The following is a 12091-nucleotide window of genomic DNA, read 5'->3' as shown; positions in this document are numbered from 1 at the left end:
CAAGGCTTCGTCGCGGTGCGCAATCTCTGGCGGCGAAGGTTTGCGAGGGCGGCGGAGCTGTACAAAAACTGTGCGGTCACCGAACGAACATGTGTTGTCCGTTGGTCGAATCTCCTATGCTTGGATCAACCTATATTCTTGACATGGATCAAGCCCGAGCACTTGCAGTGTGCAGGTGTAATGGCGCTGGTGCGTGAGCGCCGCGAACTATAAAAACAATCTGAGTGCCTGGTGATGGACAGACTGCTGAGCGATAAAAGCAGGATCTTCGAGCATGCCGACCCGCATGCCGTCTCGGAATACGTCAATCAGCACGTGGGGTCACATTGCATTCGTCTGCCGCGCACGGGCAGCCCGCAGGCGAGCCTGAGCCACTGCAAGTTCGGCAAACTCGATCTCTGCCAGATCAGCTATGGCGGGAGCGTGCATGTCACCTCGCCGGCGCTGGAAACAATCTTTCACCTGCAGCTGTTGCAGCGCGGCCACTGCCTGTGGCGCGGGCGTGGCCAGGAACACTATTTCACTCCCGGCGAGCTGTTGCTGATCAACCCCGATGACCCGGTCGACCTGACTTATTCGGATGATTGCGAAAAGCTCATCGTCAAGTTGCCGGCATCCTTTCTGGAAAAAGCCTGCAGCGAGAACCAATGGCAGGCACCTGCTGACGGTATTCGCTTCAGCGCCAATCGCCATGCGCTCAAGGATCTGGATGGCTTCGACAGTCTGGTCAGCCTGATCTGCCGCGAGGCTGGGTCCGAGCAGAGCATCCCGCAAGTCCAGGAGCAGTACAGTCGGATCATCGCCAGCAAGCTGCTTTTCAGCCTGGCCAGCAATATCCGGCGCGATCCTTTCGTTGACAGTTGCCCTTCGTTTGGGCGGCTGACCGACTACATCGACGAGCATCTGAAAAAGGACATCTCCGTCGAGCAGCTGGCCGCACTGGCCAACATGAGCCTGCGCTCGCTTTACCTGCTGTTCGAACGCAAGGTCGGCACCACGCCCAAATCCTATATCCGTCAGCGCAAGCTGGAGCAGATCCACGGTCGGTTGAGCGACCCGTCGGCAAAGGTGCGCAACATCACCGAGATCGCCATGGACTACGGCTTCATGCACTTGGGGCGCTTCTCGGAAAGCTACAAGAGCACCTTCGGCGAGCTGCCTTCGGACACGCTGCGCCGCCATCACTGAGTCCCCTTGAGTCGCTGCCATTCCGACGGCAGCGGCTCCTTTTCTTCACTACCACCCTCGCTGTCGACCTGTATCGCCCCTTGCGGGCGGTGTGGTCGGCGGCTGCCTGCGGGTGCGTCAATTTGCCTTCTTGTGTTGTGCAGAAAACGGATAAAGGTCCTGCAGGAAACGGATATTGATGCCGCTCCCAGCGCCGTAGCCTTCATCACGTAGAAACAATAACAACGGAGGCCCCGGCCATGTCCCTGGGAATCGACTACCTTGATTCGCTGCTTGAAGAAGACAAAGAGAAAGGCATCTTTCGCTGCAAGCGCGAGATTTTCACCGACCCGGAGCTGTTCGAGCTGGAGATGAAACACATCTTCGAGGGCAACTGGATCTACCTTGCCCACGAGAGCCAGATTCCGGAAAACAACGATTACTACACCACCACCATGGGGCGGCAGCCGATCTTCATCGCCCGCAGCAAGGATGGTGATCTCAACGCCTTCATCAATGCCTGCAGCCATCGTGGCGCGACCCTTTGCCGTTACAAGCGCGGCAACAAGGCGACCTACACCTGTCCGTTCCATGGCTGGACGTTCAGCAACACCGGCAAGCTGCTGAAAGTGAAGGACCCCAAGGAAGCCGGTTATCCCGACAGCTTCAACTGCGACGGCTCCCATGACCTGAAGAAGGTCGCGCGCTTCGAGTCCTATCGTGGCTTTCTGTTCGGCAGCCTGAACGCCGACGTTTCCTCGCTGGAAGACTTCCTCGGCGAGTCGCGCAAGATCATCGACATGATCGTCGACCAGTCGCCGGAAGGCCTGGAAGTGCTGCGCGGCTCCTCCACCTACGTCTTCGACGGCAACTGGAAGCTGCAGGCCGAGAACGGCGCGGACGGCTACCACGTCACCGCCGTGCACTGGAACTACGCCGCCACCCAGCAGCAGCGCAAGCTGAAGGAAGCCGGCGACGACATCCGCGCCATGAGCGCCGGCGGCTGGGGCAAGAAAGGGGGTGGTTTCTACTCCTTCGAGAACGGCCACATGCTGCTCTGGACCCGCTGGGACAACCCGGAAGACCGTCCGCTGTTCTCGCAGCGTGATCGTCTGGTCGAAGAGTTCGGCGAGGCCCGTGCCGACTGGATGATCGGTCACTCGCGCAACCTCTGCCTGTACCCGAACCTGTATCTGATGGACCAGTTCGGTTCGCAGCTGCGTATCGCCCGCCCGCTCGCCGTCGACAAGACAGAAGTCACCATCTACTGCATCGCGCCCAAGGGCGAGAGCGCCGAGGCCCGCGCCCGCCGCATCCGTCAGTACGAAGACTTCTTCAACGTCTCGGGCATGGCCACCCCGGACGACCTGGAAGAGTTCCGCGCCTGCCAGGAAGGCTTCATGGGCCGCGCGCTGCAGTGGAACGACATGTCCCGCGGCGCCGCCCACTGGATCGAAGGGGCCGATGAAAGCGCCCAGCAGATCGATCTGCATCCGCTGCTCAGCGGTGTGCGCACCGAAGACGAAGGCCTGTACGTGGTGCAGCACGGCTACTGGCGCGACCAGATGGTCCAGGCCGTGAAGAAAGAGCAGGGCCAGCTGATCCATGTGGAGGCGCGTAAATGACCATTTCCTACGAAGCGGTACGTGACTTCCTCTATCGCGAAGCGCGCTACCTGGATGACAAGGACTGGGACGCCTGGCTGGAGCTGTACGCGCCGGACGCTTCCTTCTGGATGCCGGCCTGGGACGACAACGACGAGCTGGTGGAAAACCCGCAGACCGAAATCTCGCTGATCTGGTACGGCAACCGCGGTGGTCTCGAAGACCGCGTGTTCCGCATCCGCACCGAGCGCTCCAGCGCGACGATCCCGGACACCCGTACCTCGCACAACATCACCAACCTGGAAATCGTCGAGCAGGGCGAAGGCTTCTGCAAGGTGCGCTTCAACTGGCACACCCTGAGCTTCCGCTACAAGACCGTCGACCACTTCTACGGCACCAGCTTCTACACCCTCGATACGCGCGGCGAGAACCCGCTGATCAAGGCGAAGAAGGTCGTGCTGAAGAACGACTACGTGCGGCAGGTCATCGACGTGTACCACATCTGAGTCGCCGGTCGGGGAGCGGATCCGCTTCCCGTCCACCTTACGTGTGCGCATGGCCAGACCATGCGCTGAAAACAAGAAACGCCTGAGCGAGGTGCGCCATGAGCCACAAGATCGCACTGAATTTCGAAGACGGGGTCACCCGCTTCATCGACGCCAAGATCGGCGAAACCGTCGCCGATGCCGCCTATCGTCAGGGCATCAACATCCCCCTCGATTGCCGTGACGGCGCCTGCGGCGCCTGCAAGTGCTTCGCCGAAGCGGGTCAGTACGACCTCGGCGAGGAATACATCGAAGACGCGCTGAGCGAAGACGAAGCCGCGCTGGGCTACGTGCTGACCTGCCAGATGCGCGCCGAGAGCGACTGCGTGGTCCGCGTGCCGGCTTCCTCGCAGGTCTGCAAGACCGCCCAGGCCAGCTTCGAAGCGACCATCAGCAACGTGCGCCAGCTGTCGCAGAGCACCATCGTACTGTCGATCAAGGGCGAGTCGCTGACCCAGCTGGCCTTCCTGCCGGGACAGTACGTCAACCTCAAGGTGCCGGGCACCGACCAGACCCGCGCCTATTCCTTCAGCTCGCTGCAGAAGGATGGCGAAGTCAGCTTTCTGATCCGCAACGTTCCCGGCGGCCTGATGAGCAGCTTCCTCAGCGGCATGGCCAAGGCCGGCGACAGCCTGACCCTCGCCGGTCCGCTGGGCAGCTTCTACCTGCGCGAGATCAAGCGTCCTCTGCTGCTGCTGGCGGGCGGCACTGGTCTGGCGCCGTTCACCGCGATGCTGGAGAAGATCGCCGAGCAGGGCAGCGAGCATCCGCTGCACCTGATCTACGGTGTCTCCAACGACTTCGACCTGGTGGAAATGGATCGCCTGGCGGACTTCGCCGCGCGCATCCCCAACTTCACCTACAGCGCCTGCGTGTCGAGCAGCGACAGCCAGTATCCGCAGAAGGGCTACGTCACCCAGCACATCGAACCCAAGCACCTCAACGACGGCGAAGTCGACATCTACCTGTGCGGCCCGCCGCCGATGGTCGAGTCGGTCAACCAGTTCATTCGTGAACAGGGCCTGCAGCCGGCCAATTTCTACTACGAGAAGTTCGCCGCCAGCGCCTGATCGGCCGGTCGCAGGGTGGGTATCCGCGCCGCGATACCCACCGCAACCCTCGCATACAAGAGGTTGGGTAGATGAGCACACGTTTCCACAACAAAGTCGCGGTGATCACCGGTGCCGCTCAGGGCATCGGTCGCCGCGTGGCCGAGCGCATGGGCGAGGAGGGTGGCCGGCTGCTGCTGGTCGACCGTTCCGAGCTGGTCCATGAGCTGGCCGATGAGCTCGGTGCCAAGGGCGTCGAGGTGCTGACCATGACGGCCGACCTCGAGCAGTTCGCCGATTGCCACCGCGTCATGGATGCCGCCAGGGAGCGCTTCGGGCGCCTCGACATTCTCGTCAACAACGTCGGCGGCACCATCTGGGCCAAACCGTTCGAGCATTACCAGGCGCACGAGATCGAGGCCGAAGTGCGTCGCTCGCTGTTCCCGACGCTGTGGTGCTGCCACGCCGCGCTGCCGCACATGCTGGAGCAGGGCGCCGGCGCCATCGTCAACGTCTCCTCCATTGCCACCCGCAGCCTGAACCGCGTGCCTTACGGCGCGGCCAAGGGTGGCGTCAACGCGCTGACCGCCTGCCTGGCGTTCGAGAACGCCCAGCGCGGCATCCGCGTCAACGCCACCGCACCGGGTGGCACCGAGGCGCCGCCACGCCGGATTCCACGCAACAGTGCCGAGCAAAGCGAGCAGGAGAAGATCTGGTACCAGCAGATCGTCGATCAGACCGTCGATTCTTCATTGATGAAGCGTTACGGAACCATCGACGAGCAAGCCGGCGCCATTCTCTTCCTGGCCTCTGATGACGCGTCCTATATCACCGGGGTGACGTTGCCGGTGGGAGGCGGCGACCTCGGTTGAGTGATCGATACACCGGCCTTGGCCGGGGAAACGCCAGGGCACGCTACCGGTGGTTACGCCGGCAGTGACCCGCCCGCGACTAACAAAAACAATAGAGAGTCTCGCCATGCGAAAAGTAGACGTACACGAGGTCATCGATAACGCCCGCTTCAACGGGTTCCACTGGCTGGTCGTGTGCCTGTGCGCACTGCTGCTGATCTTCGACGGTTATGACCTGTTCATCTACGGTGTGGTATTGCCGGTGATCATGAAGGAGTGGGGGCTGACCCCGCTGGAAGCCGGAGCTCTCGGCAGCTACGCGCTGTTCGGCATGATGTTCGGCGCCCTGGTGTTCGGCACCCTGGCCGACCGCATCGGCCGCAAGATGGGCATCGCCATCTGCTTCGTGCTGTTCAGCTCGGCCACCGTGCTCAACGGCTTCGCCAGCACACCGACCGAATTCGGCATCTTCCGCTTCCTCGCCGGACTCGGCTGCGGCGGCCTGATGCCCAACGTGGTCGCACTGATGAACGAGTACGCGCCCAAGCGGCTGCGCAGCACGCTGGTCGCGATCATGTTCAGCGGCTATTCGCTGGGCGGCATGCTCTCCGCCGGTCTTGGCATCTACATGCTGCCGCGTTTCGGCTGGGAAGCGATGTTCTTCGCTGCCGCCGTGCCGCTGCTGTTGCTGCCGGTGATCATCTGGTACCTGCCTGAATCCGTCGGCTTCCTGGTTCGCCAGGGGCGTACCGAACAGGCCCGTGCGCTGCTCAACAAGGTCGACCCGACTCGCCAGCTCGGCGCCAACGATGAACTGGTGATGACCGACATCAAGGGCAAGAGCGCCTCGGTACTGGAACTGTTCCGCGACGGTCGTGGTGTGCGCACCGTGTCGATCTGGGTCGCCTTCTTCTGCTGCCTGCTGATGGTCTACGCACTGGGCTCCTGGCTGCCGAAACTGATGGCCAACGCCGGCTACAGCCTGGGTTCGAGCCTGTCCTTCCTGCTCGCGCTGAACTTCGGCGGCATGGCCGGCGCGATTCTCGGCGGCTGGCTGGGTGACCGCTTCAACCTGTCCAAGGTGGTGGTGGCGTTCTTCGCGATCTCCGTCGTGTCGATCAGCCTGCTGGGCTTCAAGACGCCGATGCCGGTGCTTTACACCCTGATCTTCCTCGCCGGTGCCACCGTGATCGGCACCCAGATCCTGCTGTACGCAACCGCCGCGCAGTTCTATGGCCTGTCGATCCGCTCCACCGGTCTGGGCTGGGCCTCGGGTATCGGCCGCAACGGCGCCATCGTCGGCCCGCTGCTGGGTGGTGCGCTGCTGGGCATCAACCTGCCGCTGCAACTGAACTTCATGGCCTTCGCCGTACCCGGCGTTATCGCTGCCATCGCGATGTCGGTCTACGCCATCTCCGCCAAGCGCAGCACTGCTTCCGCGCCGGTAATGATGAGCGCAGCGAAAGCCTGATCACTGAACTGATACTGGAAATCGGAAACCGATATGAGCCCCATCCTGATTGAAAGCATCCAGGCGATCGTCGTCGACCTGCCGACCATCCGCCCGCACAAGCTGGCCATGCACACCATGCAGCGGCAGACGCTGGTGGTGATCCGCGTGACGTGCAGCGACGGCATCGAAGGCATCGGCGAGGCGACCACCATCGGTGGCCTGGCCTACGGCAACGAAAGCCCGGAAAGCATCAAACAGAACATCGACAGCCACCTCGGCCCACTGCTGGTGGGGCAGGATGCGGCGAATATCAACGCAGCCATGCTGCGTCTGGACAAGGCGGCGAAGGGCAACACCTTCGCCAAGTCTGGCCTCGAAAGCGCGCTGCTGGACGCCCAGGGCAAGCGCCTCGGGCTGCCGGTCAGCGAGCTGCTTGGCGGTCGCGTTCGCGACAGCCTGGAAGTGGCCTGGACCCTGGCCAGCGGCAACACCACCAAGGACATCGAGGAAGCCGAGCACATGCTCGACATCCGCCGCCACCGCATCTTCAAGCTGAAGATCGGCGCCGGGGAGGTGGACGCCGATCTCAAGCACGTGATCGCCATCAAGCAGGCCCTCGGCGAGCGCGCCAGCGTGCGTGTCGACGTCAACCAGGCCTGGGACGAGTCGGTCGCGCTGCGCGCCTGCCGCATCCTCGGCGACAACGGCATCGACCTGATCGAACAGCCGATCTCGCGGATCAACCGCGGCGGCCAGATCCGCCTGAACCAGCGCAGCCCGGCGCCGATCATGGCCGACGAGTCGATCGAGAGCGTCGAGGACGCCTTCAGCCTGGCCGCCGACGGCGCCGCCAGCATCTTCGCCCTGAAGATCGCCAAGAACGGTGGCCCGCGTGCCGTGCTGCGCACCGCGCAGATCGCCGAAGCCGCCGGCATCGCACTCTACGGCGGCACCATGCTCGAGGGCGCCATCGGCACCCTGGCCTCGGCGCACGCCTTCGTCACCCTCAACAGGTTGACCTGGGCCACCGAGCTGTTCGGCCCGCTGCTGCTCACCGAAGAAATCGTCACCGAGGCGCCGGTCTACCGCGACTTCCAGCTGGAAGTACCGCGCACGCCGGGCCTGGGCCTGACCCTGGATGAAGAGCGCCTGGCGTTCTTCGCCCGCCAGTAACCGGAGGCTGAACCGATGCTGTTCCACGTAAAGATGATCGTAAAACTGCCGGTCGACATGGACCCGGCAAAGGCCGCCAAGCTCAAGGCCGACGAGAAGGAACTGGCCCAGGGCCTGATGCGCGAGGGCAAGTGGCGCCACCTGTGGCGCATCGCCGGCCAGTACGCCAACTACAGCGTGTTCGACGTTGCCAGCGTGCAGGAACTGCACGACACCCTGATGCAACTGCCGCTGTTCCCCTACATGGAGATCGAGGTCAACGCCCTTTGCCGGCATCCCTCGTCGATCCGCGACGACGACCGCTGATTTCTGTTCGAAGCCGGGGTTCGCCCCGGTCAGTTAAACCGTGACCACAATTACAAGATGAGGCCTGAGCCATGACTGTAAAAATCTCCCAAGCCAGCGACGTACAGAACTTCTTCAAGGAAGCCAGCGGCTTCAACAACGACGCCGGCAGCAGCCGCATGAAGACCGTGATCAACCGCATCCTGGTCGACACCGCGAAGATCGTCGAAGACCTGGAAATCACCCAGGACGAATTCTGGAAGGCAGTGGACTACCTCAACCGCCTGGGCGGTCGCCACGAAGCCGGCCTGCTGGTTGCGGGCCTGGGTCTGGAGCACTTCCTCGACCTGCTGGAAGACGCCAAGGACGCGCAGCTCGGCCTGACCGGCGGCACCCCGCGCACCATCGAAGGCCCGCTGTACGTGGCCGGCGCGCCGATCAGCCAGGGCGAAACCCGCATGGACGACGGCAGCGAGCTGGATATCGCCACCGTGATGTTCCTGCAGGGCAAGGTCACCGGTCCGGACGGCCAGCCGGTCGCCAATGCCGTGGTCGACCTGTGGCACGCCAACACCAAGGGCAACTACTCCTACTTCGACAAGAGCCAGTCGGAATACAACCTGCGTCGCCGCATCGTCACCGACGAGAACGGCAACTATCGCGCGCGCAGCATCGTGCCGTCCGGCTACGGTTGCTCGCTCGACGGCCCGACCCAGGAAGTGCTGGACATGCTCGGTCGTCACGGTCGTCGCCCGGCGCACATCCACTTCTTCATCTCGGCACCGGGTCACCGTCACCTGACCACCCAGATCAACCTGGCTGGCGACGAGTACCTGTGGGACGACTTCGCCTACGCCACTCGCGACGGCCTGGTCGGTGACATCCGCTTCGTCGAAGACGCCGAAGCCGCCCGCGCCCGTGGCATCGAAGGCAGCCGCTTCGCCGAACTGAACTTCGACTTCCAGCTGCAGAAGGCCCCGGCACCGGAAGCCGAACAGCGCAGCGCCCGTCCGCGCGCTCTGCAGAACGCCTGATAGCACCTCCGGGTGTGGCCGGATGAAACCATCCGCACCCGGAGGTGGTGGTGCCAGTGGCAGCGCTGTGCGTTTCCAACCCTGCGCACCGCAACGCGGGGCTGCGACACAAGCGATGCGGCTTGCCGGCCGCATCACATAAAACAAGAGTGCTCCGGACACTGTCACGGACACCCAAGCCTTACCTTGCGAGGCGACATGAAAGCTCTACTCAAAGACTTCTCGCTCTCCGCCGTGGTCGCCGGTTTTATTGCGACCGTGATTTCCTACGCCGGCCCGCTGGTGATCATTTTCCAGGCGGCCAAAGCCGGCAACATGCCGCACGACGTACTGTCTTCCTGGGTCTGGACGATCTCCATCGGTAGCGGTGTGCTGGGCATCCTGCTCAGCCTTCGCTACAAGGTGCCGATCATCATCGCCTGGTCCGCACCGGGCTCGGCATTGCTGGTGACGATGTTGCCTGACATCACGCTGAACGAGGCCGTCGGTGCCTATATCGTCACGAGCGTGGTGGTGTTGCTGGTCGGCCTGTCCGGCGCGTTCGATCGCATCATCAATCGTCTGCCGCCCGCGATTGCTGCAGGCATGCTCGCGGGCATCCTGTTCCGCTTCGGTACCGGGCTGTTCGTCTCCATCAAGGAGCAGCCCTGGCTGGTGCTGGCGATGTTCTGCGCCTACCTGATTTTCAAGCGCGCCATGCCGCGTTACGCGGTGCTCGCGGTGTTGGTGGTCGGCGTGACGATCACGATCGCATCAGGAGAACTGCGCAGCGAAGCCTTGGTGATCGGGTTGGCAACGCCGGTCTGGATCAACCCTGATTTCAGCTGGCAGGTCATGTTGAACATCGCCTTCCCACTGATAATGGTTGCGCTGACCGGGCAGTTCGTTCCAGGCATGGCCGTACTACGCAACGCGGGTTACAGCACGCCAGCCAGTCCGTTGATCAGCAGCAGTGCCTTGGGTTCGCTGTTGCTGGCGCCCTTCGGCTGTCACGGCCTGAATCTAGCTGCAATCACCGCGGCGATCTGCACCGGACGAGAAGCGCACGAAAACCCGGCGAAACGCTACGTGGCCGGGGTATCCGGCGGCGTCTTCTATCTAGTGCTGGGCGTCTTTGGCGCGACGCTGGTTTCCATTTTTACGGCCTTCCCCGCAGCCCTGATAGCCGCGCTAGCAGGTCTCGCCCTGCTTGCGGCCATTGGCGGGGCGCTGAGCGCAGCGATGGCCGTGCCCGATGACCGTGAGGCAGCGCTGATTACATTCCTGGTTACCGCATCCGGCATGTCATTCCTTGGCCTGTCTGCGGCGTTCTGGGGGCTGATCTTCGGCATCGCTGCCCATCTTCTACTGCGCTTGCACCCAGCCTGGGCAACAGCGGCGAAGGGGCAACAGACAGTGCGCTGATTTCGCGACACCAACGCCACACCCGAACAACCCAAAGCTGCCGTTACCGCCGACGCCATGTCGGAGGGTGGCCGCGCGCACCCGCAAACAACAACAAGAGACGCCAACCATGCAAAAACCAATGATCTCTCGACTCGCCTTGACCGTTGCCGCGGCTTCCGCCTTTCCCGCTGTGCAGGCGGCCGAAGGTGGCTTCATCGAGGATTCCACTGCCACGTTGCAAGCACGGAATTACTACTTCAGCCGGGACTTCTCCGACATCGTAGGCAAAAGCCAGCAATCGAAGGCAGAGGAGTGGGGCCAGGGTTTCATCCTGAACTTCAAGTCCGGTTACACCCAGGGAACGGTCGGCATGGGTATCGATGCAATCGGGCAGCTCGGACTCAAGCTGGACAGTAGCCGCGATAGCGCGGGGACCGGTCTTTTGCCAGTCGGAGACGATGGCCGCGCAGTGGATGACTACAGCCGACTGGGTGCTGCGCTCAAGGTGAGACTGTCCAATACCGAGCTGAAGATTGGCGAGCTGCAGCCGAACCTCCCAGTCCTTACCTTCAGCGACATTCGCCTCTTGCCTCCCACCTATCAGGGCGCAAGCATCGTTTCAAACGAGATCGATGGCCTGACCTTGCAGGGAGGCCGTCTGCGTTCGACCAGCTTGCGCAACGAAGCGGGGGACGACCGGATGCGGGCAATGTTGGGGCGTACGCCGCAGACCGGGCTGAGCGATGGCTTCAACTATGCTGGTGGCGACTATGCGTTCAATGCCAAGCGTACGTCGCTGAGTGCCTGGTACGCGCAACTGGAGGACATCTATAACCAGCGCTTCATCGGTCTTAAGCACAGTGAGCCGCTGGGCAACTGGACGCTTGGCGCCAACCTCGGTTTCTATGACTCGCAGGAGGATGGCAGCAAGCTCGCCGGTAGCATCGACAACCAGGCTTTCTATTCGCTGTTGTCAGCCAAGCGGGGCGGCCACACGTTCTATGTCGGCTATCAGGCGATTTACGGTGATAACGCGTTTCCTCGGGTCTTCGCCAACGTAACGCCCCTGGGTAACGAGGTGCCGACCTACGAGTTCGCCGAAAAAGACGAGCGCTCCTGGCAGGCACGCTACGACTATGACTTCGCCGCTCTCGGCGCTCCGGGCCTGGTCGCAACGGTGCGCTACATCACCAGTGATAACGTCGATACGGATAATGGCTTCGAAGGCAATGCACGCGAGCGCGATCTGGACCTCGGTTATACCGTCCAAAGCGGTCCGCTGAAAAACGTAGGTGTTCGTATCCGCAATGTGGCGGCACGTTCTAATTATCGCAGTGACATTGACGAGAACCGTCTGATCCTGAGCTATACGCTGACGTTGTTCTAAGGCGTCACCTCGCCGCACGGCTATAGCTATAGGAGCCCGGCAACGAATTCGGTCAATGTGGAAATAAACGGTTGACGGCAGTTTTCAGGCTCCTATAATGCGCACCACTTCCGATGCAGTCCTTAAGCAAAACGTCTTGTAAATCAAAAGGTTAGCT

At 62.3% G+C, this 12091-nt stretch carries 11 protein-coding genes; all 11 read left to right on the top strand.

Annotated elements, in window-relative coordinates; genetic code table 11:
- Positions 1–234: 234 nt before the first annotated feature.
- The gene (locus EA798_RS16825; protein WP_122099685.1) at positions 235–1188 is read left to right on the top strand and encodes an AraC family transcriptional regulator; all 954 of its coding nucleotides are present in this window, start codon (positions 235–237) and stop codon (positions 1186–1188) included.
- Positions 1189–1427: 239 nt separating this feature from the next.
- On the top strand, positions 1428–2792 hold the full coding sequence (benA, locus tag EA798_RS16820) for a benzoate 1,2-dioxygenase large subunit (protein WP_122099684.1): 1365 nt from the start codon (positions 1428–1430) through the stop codon (positions 2790–2792).
- A complete protein-coding gene (gene benB, locus EA798_RS16815; RefSeq protein ID WP_106155272.1) occupies positions 2789–3277 on the top strand; it encodes a benzoate 1,2-dioxygenase small subunit in 489 nt (162 codons plus the stop codon). Before benA ends, benB begins: the two co-directional genes overlap by 4 nt.
- 98 nt (positions 3278–3375) lie before the next feature.
- Positions 3376–4386, top strand: coding sequence for a benzoate 1,2-dioxygenase electron transfer component BenC (gene benC, locus EA798_RS16810; RefSeq protein WP_122099683.1), 1011 nt, complete (start codon positions 3376–3378; stop codon positions 4384–4386).
- Between the two features lie 71 nt (positions 4387–4457).
- A complete protein-coding gene (locus EA798_RS16805; protein ID WP_122099682.1) occupies positions 4458–5237 on the top strand; it encodes a 1,6-dihydroxycyclohexa-2,4-diene-1-carboxylate dehydrogenase in 780 nt (259 codons plus the stop codon).
- Positions 5238–5343: 106 nt separating this feature from the next.
- Positions 5344–6687 (top strand): MFS transporter, encoded by a 1344-nt coding sequence (locus EA798_RS16800; protein ID WP_122099681.1) that lies wholly within the window; start codon positions 5344–5346, stop codon positions 6685–6687.
- Between the two features lie 33 nt (positions 6688–6720).
- Positions 6721–7842 carry a muconate cycloisomerase family protein gene (locus EA798_RS16795; protein ID WP_122099680.1) on the top strand — a complete coding sequence of 374 codons (1122 nt, stop codon included), beginning with the start codon at positions 6721–6723 and terminating at the stop codon, positions 7840–7842.
- Between the two features lie 15 nt (positions 7843–7857).
- Positions 7858–8148 (top strand): muconolactone Delta-isomerase, encoded by a 291-nt coding sequence (catC, locus tag EA798_RS16790; RefSeq protein WP_015277457.1) that lies wholly within the window; start codon positions 7858–7860, stop codon positions 8146–8148.
- Between the two features lie 71 nt (positions 8149–8219).
- On the top strand, positions 8220–9161 hold the full coding sequence (catA, locus tag EA798_RS16785; RefSeq protein WP_122099679.1) for a catechol 1,2-dioxygenase: 942 nt from the start codon (positions 8220–8222) through the stop codon (positions 9159–9161).
- Positions 9162–9359: 198 nt separating this feature from the next.
- The gene (locus EA798_RS16780; protein ID WP_122099678.1) at positions 9360–10565 is read left to right on the top strand and encodes a benzoate/H(+) symporter BenE family transporter; all 1206 of its coding nucleotides are present in this window, start codon (positions 9360–9362) and stop codon (positions 10563–10565) included.
- A gap of 121 nt (positions 10566–10686) precedes the next feature.
- Positions 10687–11934 carry an OprD family porin gene (locus tag EA798_RS16775; RefSeq protein ID WP_244221295.1) on the top strand — a complete coding sequence of 416 codons (1248 nt, stop codon included), beginning with the start codon at positions 10687–10689 and terminating at the stop codon, positions 11932–11934.
- The last annotated feature ends 157 nt before the right edge of the window (positions 11935–12091 follow it).

This window comes from Pseudomonas songnenensis (assembly GCF_003696315.1).
GTDB classification, from domain to species: Bacteria; Pseudomonadota; Gammaproteobacteria; order Pseudomonadales; family Pseudomonadaceae; genus Stutzerimonas; species Stutzerimonas songnenensis.
The sequence above is the reverse complement of the archived record's forward strand: the minus strand, read 5'-3'. Positions and strand labels throughout refer to the sequence as shown.

Coding starts and splice junctions, on each gene's coding strand:
- benC (WP_122099683.1), top strand. CDS start 3,376: ATGAGCCACAAGATCGCACTGAATTTCGAAGACGGGGTCACCCGCTTC.
- EA798_RS16795 (WP_122099680.1), top strand. CDS start 6,721: ATGAGCCCCATCCTGATTGAAAGCATCCAGGCGATCGTCGTCGACCTG.
- EA798_RS16825 (WP_122099685.1), top strand. CDS start 235: ATGGACAGACTGCTGAGCGATAAAAGCAGGATCTTCGAGCATGCCGAC.
- EA798_RS16805 (WP_122099682.1), top strand. CDS start 4,458: ATGAGCACACGTTTCCACAACAAAGTCGCGGTGATCACCGGTGCCGCT.
- catC (WP_015277457.1), top strand. CDS start 7,858: ATGCTGTTCCACGTAAAGATGATCGTAAAACTGCCGGTCGACATGGAC.
- benB (WP_106155272.1), top strand. CDS start 2,789: ATGACCATTTCCTACGAAGCGGTACGTGACTTCCTCTATCGCGAAGCG.
- benA (WP_122099684.1), top strand. CDS start 1,428: ATGTCCCTGGGAATCGACTACCTTGATTCGCTGCTTGAAGAAGACAAA.
- EA798_RS16775 (WP_244221295.1), top strand. CDS start 10,687: ATGATCTCTCGACTCGCCTTGACCGTTGCCGCGGCTTCCGCCTTTCCC.
- EA798_RS16780 (WP_122099678.1), top strand. CDS start 9,360: ATGAAAGCTCTACTCAAAGACTTCTCGCTCTCCGCCGTGGTCGCCGGT.
- catA (WP_122099679.1), top strand. CDS start 8,220: ATGACTGTAAAAATCTCCCAAGCCAGCGACGTACAGAACTTCTTCAAG.
- EA798_RS16800 (WP_122099681.1), top strand. CDS start 5,344: ATGCGAAAAGTAGACGTACACGAGGTCATCGATAACGCCCGCTTCAAC.